This is a genomic window from Mobilicoccus caccae (assembly GCF_030161635.1).
Taxonomy (GTDB): domain Bacteria; phylum Actinomycetota; class Actinomycetes; order Actinomycetales; family Dermatophilaceae; genus Mobilicoccus; species Mobilicoccus caccae.
In genome coordinates this window covers 234580-252288 of the sequence record NZ_BSUO01000001.1, presented here as the reverse complement: position 1 = coordinate 252288, position 17709 = coordinate 234580, and the positions used below count along the sequence as shown (strand labels likewise).

The 17709-nt window shown below is 71.1% G+C and carries 15 protein-coding genes and 1 pseudogene; 6 read left to right on the top strand and 10 right to left on the bottom strand.

Going from position 1 to position 17709, the window contains the following annotated elements:
* Window positions 1-31 precede the first annotated feature (31 nt).
* Together QQK49_RS01280 and purD are read right to left on the bottom strand one after the other, a co-directional pair.
* The gene (locus QQK49_RS01280) at window positions 32-934 is read right to left on the bottom strand and encodes a phosphoribosylaminoimidazolesuccinocarboxamide synthase (RefSeq protein WP_284302305.1); all 903 of its coding nucleotides are present in this window, start codon (window positions 932-934) and stop codon (window positions 32-34) included.
* Window positions 931-2232: a phosphoribosylamine--glycine ligase gene (purD, locus tag QQK49_RS01275; RefSeq protein WP_284302304.1), complete on the bottom strand. Its 1302-nt coding sequence runs from the start codon at window positions 2230-2232 to the stop codon at window positions 931-933. Before purD ends, QQK49_RS01280 begins: the two co-directional genes overlap by 4 nt.
* Before the next feature lie 185 nt (window positions 2233-2417).
* On the opposite strand from purD, the gene QQK49_RS01270 reads away from it, so the two are divergent.
* The 3 genes from QQK49_RS01270 (at window position 2418) to QQK49_RS01260 (ending at window position 5909) form a co-directional block, all read left to right on the top strand.
* The gene (locus tag QQK49_RS01270; RefSeq protein ID WP_284302303.1) at window positions 2418-3086 is read left to right on the top strand and encodes a hypothetical protein; all 669 of its coding nucleotides are present in this window, start codon (window positions 2418-2420) and stop codon (window positions 3084-3086) included.
* The gene (locus tag QQK49_RS01265) at window positions 3083-3526 is read left to right on the top strand and encodes a LuxR C-terminal-related transcriptional regulator (RefSeq protein WP_284302302.1); all 444 of its coding nucleotides are present in this window, start codon (window positions 3083-3085) and stop codon (window positions 3524-3526) included. The genes QQK49_RS01270 and QQK49_RS01265 overlap by 4 nt, the downstream gene beginning before the upstream one ends.
* Window positions 3527-3617: 91 nt before the next feature.
* Complete coding sequence (locus tag QQK49_RS01260) at window positions 3618-5909, top strand: HelD family protein (RefSeq protein WP_431310565.1); 2292 nt, start codon at window positions 3618-3620, stop codon at window positions 5907-5909.
* Between the two features lie 293 nt (window positions 5910-6202).
* Here the strand turns inward: QQK49_RS01260 and lysS are convergent, their stop codons facing one another.
* The gene (lysS, locus tag QQK49_RS01255; RefSeq protein ID WP_284302301.1) at window positions 6203-8026 is read right to left on the bottom strand and encodes a lysine--tRNA ligase; all 1824 of its coding nucleotides are present in this window, start codon (window positions 8024-8026) and stop codon (window positions 6203-6205) included.
* Between the two features lie 52 nt (window positions 8027-8078).
* A complete protein-coding gene (locus QQK49_RS01250) occupies window positions 8079-9368 on the bottom strand; it encodes an adenylosuccinate synthase (protein WP_284302300.1) in 1290 nt (429 codons plus the stop codon).
* Between the two features lie 338 nt (window positions 9369-9706).
* Here QQK49_RS01250 and QQK49_RS01245 point away from each other — a divergent pair, with 338 nt between their 5' ends.
* Window positions 9707-10246: a hypothetical protein gene (locus QQK49_RS01245; protein ID WP_284302299.1), complete on the top strand. Its 540-nt coding sequence runs from the start codon at window positions 9707-9709 to the stop codon at window positions 10244-10246.
* A gap of 104 nt (window positions 10247-10350) precedes the next feature.
* Here the strand turns inward: QQK49_RS01245 and QQK49_RS01240 are convergent, their stop codons facing one another.
* The 5 genes and pseudogenes from QQK49_RS01240 to QQK49_RS01220 all read right to left on the bottom strand — a co-directional run bounded on the left by QQK49_RS01240 (window position 10351) and on the right by QQK49_RS01220 (window position 14701).
* Complete coding sequence (locus tag QQK49_RS01240; protein WP_348536246.1) at window positions 10351-10692, bottom strand: DUF3151 domain-containing protein; 342 nt, start codon at window positions 10690-10692, stop codon at window positions 10351-10353.
* A gap of 380 nt (window positions 10693-11072) precedes the next feature.
* Window positions 11073-12101, bottom strand: coding sequence for a class II fructose-bisphosphate aldolase (gene fbaA, locus QQK49_RS01235; protein ID WP_284302298.1), 1029 nt, complete (start codon window positions 12099-12101; stop codon window positions 11073-11075).
* Between the two features lie 126 nt (window positions 12102-12227).
* Window positions 12228-13607, bottom strand: a complete 1380-nt coding sequence (locus QQK49_RS01230) for a tryptophanase (protein WP_284302297.1) — start codon at window positions 13605-13607, stop codon at window positions 12228-12230.
* A 93-nt stretch (window positions 13608-13700) separates the two neighbouring features.
* Window positions 13701-14051: an MGMT family protein gene (locus QQK49_RS01225; protein ID WP_284302296.1), complete on the bottom strand. Its 351-nt coding sequence runs from the start codon at window positions 14049-14051 to the stop codon at window positions 13701-13703.
* 3 nt (window positions 14052-14054) lie between these two features.
* Window positions 14055-14701: pseudogene (locus tag QQK49_RS01220) on the bottom strand (TrmH family RNA methyltransferase).
* Between the two features lie 198 nt (window positions 14702-14899).
* Here QQK49_RS01220 and QQK49_RS01215 point away from each other — a divergent pair.
* Window positions 14900-15844: a hypothetical protein gene (locus QQK49_RS01215; RefSeq protein WP_284302295.1), complete on the top strand. Its 945-nt coding sequence runs from the start codon at window positions 14900-14902 to the stop codon at window positions 15842-15844.
* Window positions 15845-15929: 85 nt separating this feature from the next.
* On the opposite strand, the gene pyrE is transcribed toward QQK49_RS01215, so the two are convergent.
* Window positions 15930-16475 (bottom strand): orotate phosphoribosyltransferase, encoded by a 546-nt coding sequence (gene pyrE, locus QQK49_RS01210; RefSeq protein ID WP_284302294.1) that lies wholly within the window; start codon window positions 16473-16475, stop codon window positions 15930-15932.
* A gap of 94 nt (window positions 16476-16569) precedes the next feature.
* On the opposite strand from pyrE, the gene QQK49_RS01205 reads away from it, so the two are divergent.
* Complete coding sequence (locus QQK49_RS01205) at window positions 16570-17700, top strand: trans-sulfuration enzyme family protein (protein ID WP_284302293.1); 1131 nt, start codon at window positions 16570-16572, stop codon at window positions 17698-17700.
* The last annotated feature ends 9 nt before the right edge of the window (window positions 17701-17709 follow it).

Genomic DNA, 17709 nt, shown 5'->3' with positions numbered 1-17709 from the left:
TCCGGTCCACCAAGCCTATCGGCCGAAACCCTCAGCGGAACGTGTCGCCGGTGATGGCCTCGTACGCGGCGACATACGTCTCGCGGGTGGCGGCGACGACGTCGGCCGGCAGGGCGGGCGGCGCGTCACCGGACGTGCGGTCCCACCCGGACTCGGCAGAGGTGAGCCAGTCACGGACGTACTGCTTGTCGTAGGACTTCTGCGGCACCCCGACGACGTGGTCCTCCGCCCGCCAGAACCGGGAGGAGTCGGGGGTGAGCACCTCGTCGGCCAGGACGAGTTCGTCGCCCGCGACACCGAACTCGACCTTGGTGTCGGCCACGAGGATCCCGCGCGCGGCGGCGATCTCGTTGCCGTGGGCGAGGATCGAGGTGGTCATCTCGGCCACCTTGGAGGCGAGTTCGGCCCCGATGAGGTCCTCGACCTGGGCGTAGGTGATGGGCTGGTCGTGCTGACCCATCGGCGCCTTGGTCGTGGGCGTGAAGATCGTCTCCGGTAGCGGCGAGGCCTCCGTGAGTCCGTCGGGCAACGCCACCCCGCACACCGAGCCCACCTCGCGATACTCGGCCAGACCGCTGCCTGTGAGGTAGGCGCGAGCGATGCACTCCACCGGCAGCATCGGCAGCCTGCGCACGAGCACGGCCCGCCCCTCGACCTCGCTCGGCACGTCGGTGGACACGATGTGGTTGGGCACGAGCGAGGAGAACTGCTCGAACCACCACAACGAGAGCTGCGTGAGAACCCGGCCCTTGTCGGGGATCACCGAGTCCAGGACGTGGTCGTAGGCCGAGATGCGGTCGGAGGCCACGAGCAGCAGGACGTCCTCGCGCGGATCGCCGTTCGCATCCAGCGGCGCGTAGAGGTCACGGACCTTGCCGGAGTAGATCGGAGCGTGACCGGGGATCGGCGGCGCGTCGGACGGGGTCGTCGTCATGCGAGCTCCTCGACGGGGAGAGCGATGCGGTTCTGCGCCGCGGCGAGCGCGATGTCGGTGCGGTGCTGGGAGCCGGGGATGTTCACGGCGTCGACTCCGGTGTAGGCGCGCCGCCGCGCCACGTGCAGGTCCTCACCGGTGGCGACGACGCACAACACACGTCCCCCGGAGGTCACGAGCCCGTCGGCGCCCATCCGGGTGCCGGCGTGCAGGACCCAGGCGTCGCCGACGTCGCCGACGACCACGGGGTCGCCCTTGCGCGGCGCCTCGGGGTACCCGCGAGCGGCGACGACCACCGTGACGGCGTGCTCCGGCGACCACTCCAGCGGCGGCTCCTCGGCCAGACGTCCCTGCGCCGCGGCGAGCAGGACGCCCCCGAGGCCGGTCTCGAGCCGGGCGAGGACGACCTGGGTCTCCGGGTCGCCGAACCGCGCGTTGAACTCGACCACCCGCAGGCCGCGTGCGGTCAGCGACAGACCGACGTACAGCACTCCGGCGAACGGCGTGCCGCGGCGACGCATCTCGTCGACCGTGGGCTGCGCGATCGTCGTCACGACCTCCTCCACGAGATCGGCGGGCGCCCAGTCGAGCGGCGAGTACGCACCCATGCCACCGGTGTTCGGCCCGCGGCCACCGTCGGAGAGCCGCTTGAAGTCCTGGGCCGGGGCCAGGGGCACGACGGCCTCGCCGTCGGTGAGGCAGAACAGGGAGATCTCCGGGCCGTCGAGGTACTCCTCCACGACGACCTGCGGCGGAGCCGCGCCGGGGCCGACCTCGCGCTCGAGGCACTGCACCGCGTGCGCCAACGCCTGGGACCGCACCTCGGTGACGACGACGCCCTTGCCGGCCGCGAGCCCGTCGTCCTTGACCACGAACGGCGCACCGAAGGTGTCGAAGGCGTCCATGACCTCATCGACCCGCCGACAGACGATCGATCGCGCCGTGGGAACCCCGGCTGCGGCCATGACCTCTTTGGCGAACGCCTTGCTGCCCTCGAGGCGGGCGGCCTGCGCGGTCGGTCCGAAACAGGGGATGCCGCGCCGGACCACCGCGTCCACCGCCCCCGCCACCAGCGGGGCCTCCGGTCCGATGACCACGAGGTCGGCCCTCTGCCGTTCGGCGAGGTCGGCGACGGCCTCGGGGTCCAGACCTCCGCCCTCGAGATGCTCGCACCGGGCGACCTGGCTCATGCCGGGATTGCCGGGAGCGACGACCACCTCCTCGACGGACGGGTCGCGCGAGAGCGACAGTGCGAGGGCGTGTTCGCGGGCACCACTACCGATGACAAGGACCTTCACGGGACCCAGCCTAGGCGGTCGAACGCCGCCTCGACCCGGGCCCGAGGAGCCGCGTGACTCGTCACACCCGAGCAGGGGCCTCACCGCTCGTCGGGGGTCGTCCCGCTATCGTGCTGGGGGAGTGCGGGACTGCTCGTGCGATCCCGCGGCGCGGTGGACGACACCGCAGACCCGAGGAGGTCGATGTGGACGAGGACGGTCAGGACCCTCGATTCGCGGCGGCCGACGGGCCCGACATCCCGACCGAGACCGGCGGGGCCACCGGTGCGCACGCCGACGCCTCGGGCACCGTCGACACCGGATCGAGGGACCGCACCACGCCGCTGTCGATCCTGCCGCCGGACACCCTGGATCGTCACTCGACGCGGCTGTACATGCTCGCGATCCGGCATCCCAACCTCACCAAACTGCACATGATCGCAGCGGGGCTGCCGGAGGAGAACCTCGACACCATCATCGACCTCCTCAGCGAGCAGGGCCTGCTGCGGCCCGTCGGGGCGGACACCTGGGAGGCCATCCCGCCCGACCTCGCGCTGCCGTCGCTCGCGTCGACGTACGAGGCGCGGGCCACCTATCTGCGGGACTCCGCGGAGAGCCTGGCGTACGTCTACCACTCGACCCGGCTGCCCTCGGGCGAACCGACCCAGAGGATCACGGTCCTGCGCAACAACGAGGAGCTCAGTGCCGCGATCTCCCTCGTCATCGGCACGGCGACCAGTGAGGTCTGGGCCGCCTACGACGACTCCCCTGCACGGCCCACCTCTTCGGCAACGACCTGGAGTGGCACCGCGCCCGGCTCATCACCCCCGACGGCACCCCGCTGCGGCGCCGCACGACGTTCGACAGCACGATGATGCGCCACGGCCGGGCGGGTGAGGTGCTCATGGCCAGGTCGGAGAGCGGGGAGGAACACCGGTTCCTCACCGGGGTCCCGTTCTCGGTGATCCTCGCCGACGACGCGATCGCCGTCATCGACCTCACCTCGTTCGACACCTCCGGGGCCGGGTCCCTGCTCATCGACGATCGCCGGCTGGTGCTGGCGCTGCGCCGCCTCGCCGAGACCTGGTGGACGCTCGGCACCCCCATGGCCTGGGAGGCCGTCGGCGAACTCGACCGCGACAGCGCGTTCATCCTGTCCATGCTCGCCGCCGGGGCGACGGACACGACGATGGCCGTGCAGTCGGGGATCTCCCAACGCACCGTCGAACGCCGCGTCCGGATCCTCATGAGCAGGCTCGGCGCCGCCACCCGCTTCCAGGCCGGCGTGATGGCCGCCCGTCGCGGGTGGATCTGAACCGAACCGCGCTCCGACCCACCTCGCGGCCACCGTAAAGTGGATGGCTCGCGTCGTCCCTGCCGGACGCGTGGGACGACGAACTCCGGCGATGAGAATGAGCGATGCAGTGAGCGATGGCGTGAGCACGAACGAGACCGGCGAGCGGTCGCCTGCCCAGGTACTCGCCCACGAACTCGCTGTCGAGCAACAGCACGTCGACCGGGTGTACCAGGAGCTGCGCAAGGCCGACGAACGCGCCGCGCTCGTCGAGGCCGAGGGGATGTCGCGCGGCCGCACCGACCGCACCGGCGACATCCGTGATGAGGAGATGTCGGGCCTGTTCGCCCGTGACGCCCTCGTCTTCCGCGCCGGCAGACGCCGACACGACCTCGAACGTCAACACGAAGGGCTGGTCTTCGGCCGCCTGGACATGCAGGACGACCACGGCCGGGAGGTCCGCTACATCGGCCGGATCGGCGTCCGGGACGACGACTACGAACCGCTGGTCGTCGACTGGCGCGCGCCCGCGGCCTCGCCGTTCTACCGGGCCACGCCTGTCGACCCGCAGAACGTGCTGCGCCGGCGCGTCCTGCGGTGTCGTGACGATCGGGTGATCGGCGCGGAGGACGACCTCATGGTGGCCGAGGCGCCCGAGGATCTGGTCGTCCTCGGGGAGGGTGCGCTCATGGCGGCTCTCGGCCGCAGCCGCAGTGCGCGGATGCGCGACATCGTCGCCACGATCCAGGCGCACCAGGACGAGGCCATCCGCGCGCCCGCCCGTGGGGTCACGGAGATCACCGGCGGGCCGGGCACCGGCAAGACCGTCGTGGCGCTGCATCGGGCCGCGTACCTGCTGTACTCCGACCGGCGCCGGTTCGAGGCCGGTGGCGTGCTCGTGGTCGGACCGTCCCCGGCCTACACCGCCTACATCGAACGCGTGCTGCCTTCTCTCGGTGAGGAGTCGGTCGTGCTGCGGGCGCTCGGCGACGTCGTCGAGGCCTGCACCGCAGGACGTCTGGATCCGCCCGCGGCCGCCGCCGTCAAGGGGTCGTTGCGGATCCGGCGGGTGCTCGGACGCGCGTCGCGGGACACGATCCCCGGCGCGCCGCAGGAGCTCCGCGCGATGATCGCCGGGCGGGCCGTCCGGCTCGATCGCCGCACCCTGGATCGCATCCGCTCCCGGGTCCTGCGGCGTCACCACCGCAACTCCTCCCTCGAACCGATGTCCCTGGCCCTCGCGGCCGAGGCGTGGAGTCAGGTCCGTCGCCCCGACGACCGCGACACGGATCGGGAGGAGTTCATCTCCACGTTCGTCGACCACCTGGAGGTCGACGCGTTCCTCCGTCGCTGGTGGCGGCCGGTCGACCCGCGTGAGGTGCTGTTGTGGCTGGCCGACCCCGCCCGGGCGCGCCGCTACGCCCAGGACGTGCTGAGTCACCGGGAGGCCGAGGTCCTGAGCGAGTCGATGCGCCTCACCCTGGAGTCGGGGCTGTGGTCGGCCGCCGACGTGTCGCTCGTCGACGACCTCGACGTGCGCCTGGGTGAGGTCAAGGAGGCGCCGGTCGAGCGCGGGTTCTTCGAGATCGAGGAGTTGGACGAGCTCGAGGCCCAGCGGTCGCTGCGCGTGGGGGTCACACCCGAGCGGCCCGCCCCTGAGCACTCGGCGTTGCCCACCGCGCGCGAGCGTCACGGCGACACGCGCGATGAACTCCTGCGTGGCCACATCGGCCCGCCGGCGGAGTACGCGCACGTCCTCGTGGACGAGGCCCAGGACGTCAGCCCGATGCAGTGGCGGATGCTCGGCCGCCGTGGACGGTGGGCGAGCTGGACCGTCGTCGGCGACGCGGCGCAGGCGTCTTGGGAGGACGTGGCCGAGGCGACCGCTGCGCGCGAGGACGCGTTCGGCTCCCCCGTGCGTCGTTCGTTCCACATGGGGACCAACTACCGCAACGCCCGCGAGGTCTTCGCCTACGCCGAGAAGGTGATCCGCGAGCACGTGCCGGACGCGGACATCCCCGACGCGGTGCGCGAGACCGGTGTGCAGCCGGTGGACCGCACGGTGACCGACGTGGTCGACGCCGCCCGCCGGTCGGTGCTCGACCTCGCCGCCGAGGTCGACGGGAGCATCGCGATCGTGGCGCCGGCACGGTGGGCGCGCGAACTCGCCGACCTGGTCGACGAACTCCGCAGCGGCCCGGCTGACCTCGGCGGACGGCTGGTGCTGGTCGACCCGTTGTCGAGCAAGGGCCTGGAGTACGACGCGACGGTCGTCGTCGACCCGGACGAGATCGTCGCGGAGTCACCGGGTGGGGTGCGGGTGCTGTACGTCGTCCTCACCCGAGCAGCCCACCGCATGCACGTCCTGCGCCCGGACTCCGCTTCGTCGTCGCACCAACGGTGATGCTCCCCCGATAGCGGTGATGCTCCCCCGACAAAAGGAGCACGACCACACCATCGGCCAGGGCGACGGCGCGGGGCGGCACACCACGTGTGAGCCCCCGAAGAGCAGGAAAAGCGATCCGCCGAGCGGTAGCGAGGCCCGCCCGTTCGCGAGCGCAGCGAGCTTGAACGGGCGGAACAGAAAGACGCCGCGGCGCAGCCGCGCCGATGCAGTCCCGGGGGCACACGGGGGCGGAGCCCCCGTGTGTGCAGTTCCGGGGGCACACGGGGGCGGGAGCCCCCGTGCGTGTGTGGTCAGGGCTCGATGAGGGTGCGGACTTTGTCGGGGCCGAGGCACAGCAGGAGGGTGGGGATGCGTGGGCCGGTGTCGCTGCCGACGAGGAGTCGGTAGAGGAGGGCGAAGAGGTCGCGCTGGGCGGTCTTGACCTCCGGCGGGAGCTTCTTCTCACCGATGTCGTAGCCGGCTTGGAGCTTGGGCACGCCGTAGACGAGGGTCGTCAGCCCACCCAGGGACCAGTCGTCGGTCAACTTCTCCGACAGCATCGCCAAGGCCTCGCGTTGAGCGTCGTCGAGTCCGGCGAGCAGGTCGGTGTCGGGCTCGGTGCGCACCTGCGTGCGGTCCTCCGCGGGCATCTGCGTCCTGACCCACGTCGTGGCGCAGTCGAGGCGTGGCCGGAGCTGGTCGAGTCCGGTGAACACCTCCGCCTGCTCCTCGGGCAGCATCCCGTGGACGATGCGGGACATCTGCTCGGGCTCGCCGCCGGTGATGTCGATGACCGAGGCGAGCGCGCGGTACGCCACGGGGATGGGTGTGCGGGGCAGCTCGCCGGTGGCCGTCCCGATGGCGCGGGCGTGCATGGCCAGGTCGCCGGGTTGGGCCGCCTCGGTGAGGACCTTGCGGCCCAGGGCGTCCCATTCGTCGTACAGCCGCTGGATCTCGGCGTCGAACGCCACCGAGAACGACTGGTTGGGCCGGCGCCGGGTGTAGAGCCAGCGCAGGACGGCGGGCTCCATGATCTGCAGGGCGTCCGCGGGGGTGGGCACGCCGCCCTTGGACGAACTCATCTTCGCCATGCCGGCGATGCCGACGAAGGCGTACATGGGCCCGATGGGCTGGTGACCACCGAAGATCGGGCCGACGATCTGGCCACCGACCACGTAGGAGGACCCGGGTGACTGGTGGTCCACGCCGGAGGGCTCGAAGTCGACGCCTTCGTACGCCCAGCGCATGGGCCAGTCGACCTTCCACACGAGCTTGCCGTGGAAATCGGTGTCCAGGCGCATGGATTCGGTGACCAGTTCGCCGCCGGGGCCGCTCGCCTCGTAGGTGAGCTCGGTCGTCTCGTCGTCGTAGGCCAGCACGCGGGTGGCGTCGGTGCCGAAGGCCTTGCTGTACGGCTTGAAGGGGAAGTACCCGGCCGCGCTGCCGCCGTCGTCCTCGTCGGCGGCGCCGCTGCCCTCGGCGGCGCGTGCCACGGCATCGGCGTCCTCGGACCCCTCACCGCCCTCGGCTGCAGCAGCCGCCTCCGCGTCGGCCGTCGCGCCCTTGGTCCGGTACCGACCCAGCACGGCGTCGATGTCGCCGCGGCGAGCCATCGCGTGCAGCACCTGGTCGCGGTAGGCGCCGGAGGTGTACTGCTCGGTCTGGCTGATGCCGCGGAACCGCACGCCCATGCGCGCCAGCGACTCGGCCATCGCGGCCTTGAAGTGCTCGGCCCAGTTGGGGTGCTCGCTCCCGGGCGGCGCAGGGACGCTGGTCAGCGGCTTGCCGATGTGCGCCTCCCACGAGGCGTCGACGCCCTCGACCCCGGCCGGCACCTTGCGGAACCGGTCGTAGTCGTCCCAGCTGATGATGTGCTCGACGGGGATGCCGCGGCGGGCGATCTCGTCGGCCACCAGGTGCGGCGTCATCACCTCGCGCAGGTTGCCCAGGTGGATCGGTCCGGAGGGAGACAGGCCCGAGGCGCACACGATGGTCTTCTCGGGGTCGCGGGCAACGGCCGCCTCGATGACCTCGTCGGCGAGCCGGGCCACCCAGTCGACCTCGGCCTGCTTCTCCTTGCGGCGGCGGCGTGGCCGGGCGGAGGTCGCGTCGTGGGGTCGATCGGCGTCGTTCATGCAGTCGTCCTAGCGGTGGGTCTCTGGTCGCGGTGGGGTGTCGAGGGGGAGATCAGTCGTGCAGGAGGCTGTGCCGCTGGATGATCTCCTCGCGGCCGGGTCCCACACCGATGACCGAGATGCGCGCCCCGATGAGTTCTTCCAGGCGCAGCACGTACTTCTGCGCGTTCTCCGGGAGGTCCTCGAATTCGCGTGCGGCGCTGATGTCCTCGCTCCACCCGGGCAGCTCTTCGTACACCGGCACCGCGTGGTGGAAGTCGCTCTGGTTGGCGGGCATGTCGTCGAAGTGCCGACCGTTCACGTCGTAACCCACGCACACCGGAATGGTGTCGAAGCCGGTGAGGACGTCGAGCTTGGTGAGCACGTAGTCGGTGACCCCGTTGATGCGGGTGGCGTAGCGGCCGATGACCGTGTCGGCCCAGCCGCAGCGGCGCGGACGGCCGGTCGTCGTGCCGAACTCGAATCCGTTGGCGCGCAGGCGCTCACCGAACTGGTCGTTGAGTTCGGTGGGGAACGGACCTTCGCCGACGCGGGTCGTGTACGCCTTGAACACCGCGGCCACCCGATCGACGCGCGTGGGCCCGATGCCGGACCCGGTGCACGCCCCGGCGGCGGTGGCGCTGGAGGAGGTGACGTAGGGGTAGGTGCCGTGGTCGACGTCGAGCATCGTCGCCTGACCGGCCTCGAACAGGACCGTCTTGCCCTCGTCCAGCGCGCACGACAGCTCGTACCCGGTGTCGACGACCATGGGGTGCACGCGGTCGCGGTAGGAGAGCAGGTCGGCCACGACCTCCTCGGCCTCGATGGCGCGACGGTTGTAGATCTTGACCAGCAGGTGGTTCTTGACCTCGAGGGCCGCCTCGACCTTCTGGTGCAGGATCGAGGAGTCGAACAGGTCCTGCATGCGGATGCCGACGCGGTTCATCTTGTCGGCGTACGTCGGACCGATGCCGCGACCGGTCGTGCCGAGGCGCCGCTTGCCGAGGAAGCGCTCGGTGACCTTGTCGAGGGTGCGGTTGTAGGAGGGGATGATGTGCGCATTCGCACTGATCCGCAGCTTGGAGACGTCCACGCCGCGGGCGGCCAGCGCCTCGAGCTCGTGGAAGAGCACCTCGAGGTCGACGACGACCCCGTTGCCGATGACGGGCGTGACACCAGGGGTGAGGATGCCGCTGGGCAGCAGGTGCAGGGCGTACTTCTCGCCACCGATGACCACCGTGTGACCGGCGTTGTTGCCACCGTTGAACTTGACGACGTAGTCGACGTCCTTGCCCAGGAGGTCCGTCGCCTTGCCCTTGCCCTCATCGCCCCACTGGGCTCCGATCAGGACGATCGCCGGCATGGTGGGTCCACCTTTCGCTCGCGTCGGCGCTGCGGATTCTGCTCCGGCAACGGCGCGGGCCCCTGTACGGGGCCCGTACTCACCGAGCCTACCGCGTCGTGCGGGGCTCCTTCAGGGCGCGGAACGAGCACGGGCGGGCAGGGGTTTCGCCACCGGCGGGCCCCCTCGACCTCGACAGGTCTTCGCAGGATCCCCGCCGCGTCGCACCGGCGAGGGTTCGCCGGCGAATTACGCTCAGTCCTGGGGGAATCGTGCCGAACAGAGTTGAGCTGACATGTGTCCCGCACCCGCGGGCGCCCGTCGACGACCCCGGTCCTGGGACCGAGCTAGGAGCATTCGTGATGAAGACCCGCCGCACCCTCGCCGCCTCGGCCGCACTCTGCGCGGCTCTGGCCGGCTGCGGTCAGAACGAGACGACGAACACGGGGTCGACGGCACCCACGAGCCCCGCCGTCGCCACCACCGCGGCGCCGACCACGTCGGCCACCGAGGAGCCCACGGCCACCGAGGGATCGGCGCAGTCGTCCGCTCCGGCGGCGAGCGAGACCGGCGCCGCCACCCCGCGCGGTACGGCCACGTCCAAGGACGCCGCGCGCGGTGCCGTCACGGTGCCGCAGACCGACCCGGGCGACTACGGCGACGCGGCCGTCAAGGCGTGGGCCGCGGGCGACAAGGCGACGCTGGCGAAGTACGTGTCCGGCTCCGCCGTGGCCGATCTCGGCGCCGGAGTCCCGAAGGGCGAACTCCTGCGCACGGCCTGCGACGGTGACATGTGCAGCTACACGACCGAGGCCGGCAAGCGCGTCACGCTCACCTTCGACCTCGACGCCGTCAAGGCAGGCAAGGGCGGCGGCGTCGTCGGCGCAAAGGTCGACTGACCTCTCCCCGCGTGCGCGACGCCCGCGTCGCGCACGCACGACCGCCGAGAACGTGGAAGGCCACGGTCTCGGCGGTCGTCGCGTCAGCGGGGTATGCGCCCGGTTCAGAAGCCGAGCGCGTCGGCCGCCTCGGGGCTGGAGTCGCGCAGGAACTGCTCGCAGCGCTCCCGCTCCGCGTCCTCACCGATCTGGGCGGCGGCGCGGGCCAGCGCGCCGAGACTGCGCAGGAATCCGCGGTTGGGCTCGTGACGCCACGGCACCGGACCGGCACCCTTCCACCCCGCCCGACGCAACTGGTCGAGGCTGCGGTGGTACCCGGTGCGGGCGTAGGCGTACGCCTCGACGGTGAATCCCATCGCCAGAGCCGCCTCCGCCAGCGTCGCCCACGCCAGCGCCGACTCCGGGAACCGTCCCGCGGTGATCGCCGGGTCGGCGCCGGAGAGCAGTTCGGCCGCGGCCGGGTCGACCTCGAGCAGCGTCTCGGGGGTTCCAACAGGTTCTGGTGGGACATCGTTCCTCCGTGGTGATGGGGTCGGATCGGGCGCGGCTCGGACCGGCCACCCTCCACCATGGTCTCCCGGATCACCTGACCGCGGCCACTCCGACCCTCGGGCGCGCCGATGGCCACCGGCCGATGACCTCCCGACGCCGAGACCGCCGCCTATAGGCGACGGTCTCGGCGTTCTCGTCCGGCTCGTACGGACGACGGCCCCGCGACCGGGCAGGTCGCGAGGCCGTCACGTAGGCACGTCGCCTCACGCGCCGACCGCGCACCACGCAGGATGCGGGCGCTCGACGCGCGCAGGCGCTCAGCCGCGGAGTCGACTCACTTGTGGGTGCCGGCGGAGCGCAGGTTCTCGCAGGCCTCCACCACGCGGGCGGCCATGCCGGCCTCGGCGGCCTTGCCCCACGCGCGCGGGTCGTACTGCTTCTTGTTGCCGACCTCGCCGTCGATCTTGAGCACGCCGTCGTAGTTACGCAGCATGTGCTCGGCCACCGGGCGCGTGAACGCGTACTGGGTGTCGGTGTCGACGTTCATCTTGACGACGCCGTAGTCGACCGCGTCGCTGATCTCCTGCGGCAGCGAACCCGACCCACCGTGGAAGACGAGCGCGAGCGGCTTGTCGCCGGCCGCGTCTCCGTACTTCTCCTTGATGGCGTCCTGGCACTGCTTGAGGATCTCCGGGCGGAGCTTGACGTTGCCCGGCTTGTACACGCCGTGGACGTTGCCGAACGTCAGCGCCGCCATGTAGCGGCCCTTCTCGCCCAGCCCGAGCGCCTCGACCGTGGCCAGGGCGTCCTCGGGGGTGGTGTACAGCTGGTCGTTGATCTCGTTGGCGACACCGTCCTCCTCGCCACCGACGACGCCGATCTCGACCTCGAGGATGATCTTGGCGGCGGCCGCGAGCTCGAGCAGCTCCTTGGCGATCTCCAGGTTCTCGTCCAGCGGCACGGCCGAGCCGTCCCACATGTGCGACTGGAAGATCGGCAGACCCGTCTTCTCGACCTGCTCCTTGGACGCCTGCAGCAACGGGCGAACGAACCCGTCGAGCTTGTCCTTGGGGCAGTGGTCGGTGTGCAGGGCGATGTTGACCGGGTAGTTCTTGGCGGCCTCCTGCGCGAACGCCGCGAAGGCGAGCGAACCGGCCACCATGTTCTTGATCGAGGGACCGGACAGATACTCCGCGCCACCCGTGGAGACCTGGATGATGCCGTCGCTGCCCGCGTCGGCGAAGCCCTTGAGCGCCGCGTGGAGCGTCTGGCTGGAGGAGACGTTGATGGCCGGGTAGGCGAAGGATCCTGCCTTCGCCCGGTCGAGCATGTCGGCGTAGACCTCGGGGGTTGCGATGGGCACTGGCGGGCTCCTTCGTCACTCGGATGTCCACGCCTGATGCGCGGACCAGGACTGGCTTCATCGTAGTCAGTGCAGGACCGGCCGCGGCCACCCGGGCGTCATCGAGACGGCGGGAGGCCGCTCCGATCAGTCGACGGGACGCAACTTCGAGGTGAAGTGGCGCAGGACCTTGGGCTCCCAGGTGATCTCGTAACCCTTGACCTGCTCGGCACGGTCGGCGATCTCGCCCAGCGCCTCGGCGATGACGTCGAGGTGGGACTGGGTGTAGGTGCGACGAGGGATCGCCAGGCGCGTGAACTCCAGTGGGGCGCGCTGCTGTTCGCCGGTCGCCGGGTCGCGGTCCATGAGGTAGGAGCCGATGTCGCAGCTGCGGATTCCGGCCTCGATGTAGAGCTCGACGGCGAGCGCGTGCCCCGGGTACCGGTACCAGGGGATGTGCGGCAGGAGCCGGCCCGCGTCGACGAACACGGCGTGACCGCCGGCCGGGCGCTGGAACGGGATGCCCCGCTCGTCGAGTTGCGCGGCGAGGTAGGCGACCTGCCCGAGGCGGTAGCGCAGGTAGTCCTCGTCGAGACCCTCGACCAGACCGACCGCGAGGGCCGCGAGGTCACGTCCCGAGAGGCCGCCGTAGGTGACGTATCCCTCGCCGGCGATGACGAGCGACTTGACGTCGGGGACGTGCTCGCCCTCCTCACGCACGCCGAGCAGCCCGCCCATGTTGGCGATGGCGTCCTTCTTGGCGCTCATCGTGAAGATGTCGGCGTAGGAGAAGAACTCGCGGGTGATCTCGCGGGTGGACTTGTCGGCGTAGCCCTCCTCGCGCTCCTTGATGAAGTAGGCATTCTCGGCGAACCGGGCCGCATCGATGACGACGGGGATGCCGTGACGGGCGGCGATCTCGGACGTGGCCTTCATGTTGGCCATGGACACCGGCTGGCCGCCCACGGAGTTGTTCGTGATCGTCATGACGATGCCGGCGACCTCCCCGGCACCGAACTCGGTGATGAGGTCCTCGAGCCGGTCGACGTCCATGTCGCCCTTGAACGGGGCGTCCAGGCCCGAGTCCAGCCCTTCGGGGCACACGCAGTCGACGGGACGACCGCCCGCGAGACCGACGTGCGCGCGGGTCGTGTCGAAGAACGTGTTGGAGATGACGACCTGCCCGCGCCGTTCCACGAGAACGGGGAAGAGGACCTTCTCCGCGGCGCGTCCCTGGTGCACGGGCTGGATCCACTCGTAGCCGAAGATCTCGCGGGCGTTCTCCACCAGGTGGTAGTAGCTGCGCCCACCGGAGTAGGACTCGTCGCCGGTGAGCATGGCGGCCCACTGCGAGTCGCTCATGGCGCCGGTACCGCTGTCGGTGAGCAGGTCGATGTAGACGTCCTCGGCGGCCAGCCCGAATCCGTTCCAGTCGCAGGCCGCGATCTTCTCCCGACGTTCGGCCTCGGTCGTCATCCGGATGGGTTCGACCATCTTGATCTTGAACGGCTCGGGGATGTACTTCATCGCGTCTCCTTCGATCGGGGCGGCTCGTCGCATCTGCCCACAGCCTGCCATCCACGCCCGCCGCATGACCCGGCTATCCCGGGCTCGGGGGCCTCAGCGGCGGTGGAGGCGAGGCAGATCCTCGACGGCGCGCTCGTACGCCGAGGCCCACGTCTCCTCGTCCACGCGGTACTCGGCGATACGGCACCCGAGCCCGTTCGGCTTCCACTCGATCCCCTCGGCGGCCCAGTGCACGGCGGCCTCGGATCGCAGGTGGGCGGGCAGGTCACCGTAGGAGTTGACGACCCGCCACCAGGTGACGTTCGAGCCGTAGAACCGCATGACCGAGCCCACCTGACGCGCGGTGCCGCCGACGAGTTCGGCGATCCCGCCGTAGGAGACGACCCGCCCGGCCGGGACCTGCTCCACCGCCCGCAGCACGTGTTCGACGACGAGATCGTCCACCGTTCAGCCGATCTCGGCGTGGTGGCGGATCCAGGCGTGGATCGCGATCGCGGCCGCGGCACCGGCGTTCATCGAGCGCGTCGAGCCGAACTGGCTGATGTGCAGCACCGTGTCGGCACCGGCGAGCGCTGCCTCGCTCAACCCCGGGCCCTCCTGCCCGAACAGCATGAGGCTGCGCCGCGGGATCGGCGCCGTCTCGATCGCGACGCTGCCGGGCACGTTGTCGATGGCGAGCACCGCCAGCCCTTCCCCGCGCGCCCAGCTCAGCAGATCGGCGACGTCCGGGTGGTGGTGTTCGTGCTGGTAGCGGTCGGTGACCATCGCGCCCCGACGGTTCCAGCGCCGCTTGCCGACGATGTGGAAGGCAGCGACGTTGAACGCGTTGGCCGTGCGGATGATCGAGCCGATGTTGAAGTCGTGCTCCCAGTTCTCGACCGCGATGTGCAGGTCGTGGCGACGCGTGTCGAGGTCGGCGACGATCGCGTCGTGACTCCAGTAGCGGTAGCCGTCGGCGACGTTGCGCGTGTCGCCGTGTGCGAGGAGGTCGGGATCGTACGGCGCGGCCACCTCACCTGCATCGGTCCGCGGCCACGCGTCCTCTCCCCGGGCCACGGCCCCACCCCGACGACACGCTGCTCCACGCCCTCCACGGCGCGGAGTCTACGGGTGACACCGCCGGGTCCACCGAGCAGACAGCGAGGCGGACATCTCCGATGTCGTGATGGCGACACCGGAGATGTCCGCCTGCGTGTCCTTTCGGGATCCACAGGTTCCTGTCCCGAGGGTGGTCGTCCACCGGCACCCGGGAGAGCGAGGACTCCGAGCCGAGTCCGGGGTGTGCTGCGGCCATGCTTCCCGCTTCGTTGCTCCCGATCCTGGCCGAACAGCTCGATCTGATGACTCGGGCCCAGGCCCTTGGCGCGGGCATGACCCCGTCCGCGTTGCGTTGGGCACTCGCCCGCTCGTGGCAGGTGGTGCTGCCGGGCGTCATCCACGTCCACCGCGTCCCGCTCACAGACGACCAACGCCGCATCGCCGCCCTTCTCCTGACCGGGCCGTGGTCGGCCCTCACGGGAGCGAGTGCCGCCGGCTGGTACGGCCTCCGACAGGCCGATGACGGAGGCGTCGTGCGGGTCGCCGTCCCGCGCCGATGCGCCACCCGGCAGGTGGCCTGGGTCCAGGCCCGCCGCACCTGGATTCCGTACGAGGCACGGGGCGTCGGCGCGATCCGAGCCGTCGAACCGGCTCGGGCCGTCGTGGTGGCCGCACGCGACGCTCCCGACGCGTCGGCCGCCGAGGCCCTGGTGATCGAAGCGGTCCAGCGGCGGGTCGTCACGCTCGACGAACTCGTCTCGGTCAACGACCAACTGGGTCGCCCGGGGTCTGCCCTGGCGACCCGCGCCATCGCCGGCGCTGCGGACGGTGCCTGGTCACTACCGGAGCTGCACCTGGCCAGGCTGGTCGCGGGTAGCCGCTCTCTTCCCGAGATGTGGTGCAACCCGCGGCTGTCGGCAGCCGACGGCACTCGCCTCCTGACCCCGGACGGCTGGTTCGACGACGTGGGTCTGGCGTTGATGGTGCACTCGCACCGATATCACTCGGGCGCCGCCTGGGCCCCCACCGTCGAGCGCGACGGTGAACTCACCGCTCACGGAGTTCGGGTCCTTCCCCTCACCCCGAGCTCGATCGCGAAGGAGCCCGGCCGGGTCCTGGCTCGCATCGAGCAGACACACCGTCGAGCGGTGGCATCGGGGCACAGACCAGAGGTGAGGGCATCTCGCCACGCGGCGTGACGGGGGCGCCCGGACAGGCAAGCGGACATCAGCGGTGTCGCCATCACGACAGCACCGATGTCCGTCCACCTGTCCGTTCGGTGTCCTAGCTCAGGCCGAGGTCTCCCAGGCCGTAGGCGTAGCGGTAGGGCACGCCTGCCTCGTCCTGGATGCGCTCGCCCGCACCGGAGCTGCGGTCGGCGATGACGGCGACCGCGACGACCTCCGCGCCGGCCTCACGGCACGCCTCGACCGCTGTGAGCGGCGATCCCCCCGTGGTGGAGGTGTCCTCGACCACCAGCACGCGGCGCCCCGAGATCGACGGACCCTCGATGCGCTGCTGCAGGCCGTGGGCCTTCTCGGCCTTGCGGACGACGAACGCGTCGAGACGCCCGCCCTGCGCGGCAGCGGCGTGGAGCATCGCGGTCGCCACCGGGTCGGCGCCCATCGTCAGCCCGCCGACGGCGTCGAACTGCAGGTCGGAGACGAGTTCGCGCATCACCTCACCGACCAGGGGTGCGGCCTGCCCGTCGAGGGTGATCCGGCGCAGGTCGACGTAGTAGTCGGCCTCCTTGCCCGAGGACAGGGTGACCTTGCCGTGGACGACGGCCTTGGCCTTGATGAGGTCGAGAAGCTGCTCGCGTGCGGTCATGGGGTCAGCCTAAGAGGCGGGCAGGAGGCCGCAGAATCCACTGCGGCGCGGGGCTCCGAGTGACCCTGAGCCCTACCCGAAATACGCTGACGCGATGACGCACCGCCGCACCCTCGCCGTCTCCGCCGGACGTCCGCCGCGCACCCCCGGGGCCGGTGTCAACGCTCCGCTGGTGACCTCGACCACCCACCACCACGGCGGTGAGGCGGTCTACCGCCGCCAACTGGGCACCGTCGACAGCGAGGTGTCCGCGTTCGAAGAGGCCCTCGGAGCCCTCGAAGGCGGGCAGGCGTTGGCGTTCGCCTCCGGCACGGCCGCGACCAGCGCCGTGTTCGACGTCGTGCCCACCGGGAGCGGGATCGTGGTTCCCGATGTCTGCTACTACAACTCGCGCGTCGTCGCCGAGGAGGCCGGCGACGACGGGCGCCTGCGGGTGAGCGTCGTCGACACCTCCGACACCGAGGCCACGTGCGCCGCCATGGACGACCTCGGCGACGTCGCCCTGCTGTGGCTGGAGACGCCGAGCAACCCGATGCTGCGCGTGAGCGACCTCGCCGCCCTGACGGAGGCCGCGCACGCACGCGGCGCCCTGGTCGCCGTGGACTCCACGTTCAACACCCCGTTCGTCCTGCGTCCGCTGGAGTTCGGGGCCGACGTCGTCGTGCACTCGGCCACGAAGTACATCGCGGGGCATTCCGACGCGCTCATCGGAGCGACGGTGACGCGGCCCGGCAGCGACGTCGGCGAGCGCCTGACGCGCCGCCGCCACCGGGGAGGCGCCATGCCCGGTGCGCTCGAGGCCTTCCTCGCGCTGCGCGGACTGCGCACCCTGCCGCTGCGCATGGACGCCGCCCAGGCCGGCGCCGCCGAACTCGCCGCCCGACTCTCGCAGCACCCCGCGGTCGTCGAGGTGCGCCACCTCAGCCTGCCCGACGACCCGTTCCACGACCGCGCGGCCGAGCAGATGGACGGTTACGGAGCCGTGCTGACCTTCCGGCTCGGGGATGCCGCGGTCGCCGAACGCGTCTGCGAGAGCGTGCGACTCATCGCCCACGCGACGAGTCTCGGCGGCGTCGAATCGCTCATCGAACGCCGCGCCCGGTACGCCGGTGACGCGGCGCACGGCGTGCCCGACGACCTCGTCCGGCTGTCGGTGGGTGTCGAGCACGTCGAGGACCTCTGGGCCGATCTCTCCCAGGCCATCGGCGCGGCGAGGTCGGCCTGAGTCGACGGA

Coding starts and splice junctions, on each gene's coding strand:
- QQK49_RS01260 (WP_431310565.1), top strand. CDS start 3,618: ATGAGAATGAGCGATGCAGTGAGCGATGGCGTGAGCACGAACGAGACC.
- QQK49_RS01205 (WP_284302293.1), top strand. CDS start 16,570: ATGACGCACCGCCGCACCCTCGCCGTCTCCGCCGGACGTCCGCCGCGC.
- QQK49_RS01265 (WP_284302302.1), top strand. CDS start 3,083: ATGATGCGCCACGGCCGGGCGGGTGAGGTGCTCATGGCCAGGTCGGAG.
- lysS (WP_284302301.1), bottom strand. CDS start 8,026: ATGAACGACGCCGATCGACCCCACGACGCGACCTCCGCCCGGCCACGC.
- QQK49_RS01250 (WP_284302300.1), bottom strand. CDS start 9,368: ATGCCGGCGATCGTCCTGATCGGAGCCCAGTGGGGCGATGAGGGCAAG.
- QQK49_RS01215 (WP_284302295.1), top strand. CDS start 14,900: ATGCTTCCCGCTTCGTTGCTCCCGATCCTGGCCGAACAGCTCGATCTG.
- pyrE (WP_284302294.1), bottom strand. CDS start 16,475: ATGACCGCACGCGAGCAGCTTCTCGACCTCATCAAGGCCAAGGCCGTC.
- QQK49_RS01280 (WP_284302305.1), bottom strand. CDS start 934: ATGACGACGACCCCGTCCGACGCGCCGCCGATCCCCGGTCACGCTCCG.
- QQK49_RS01230 (WP_284302297.1), bottom strand. CDS start 13,607: ATGAAGTACATCCCCGAGCCGTTCAAGATCAAGATGGTCGAACCCATC.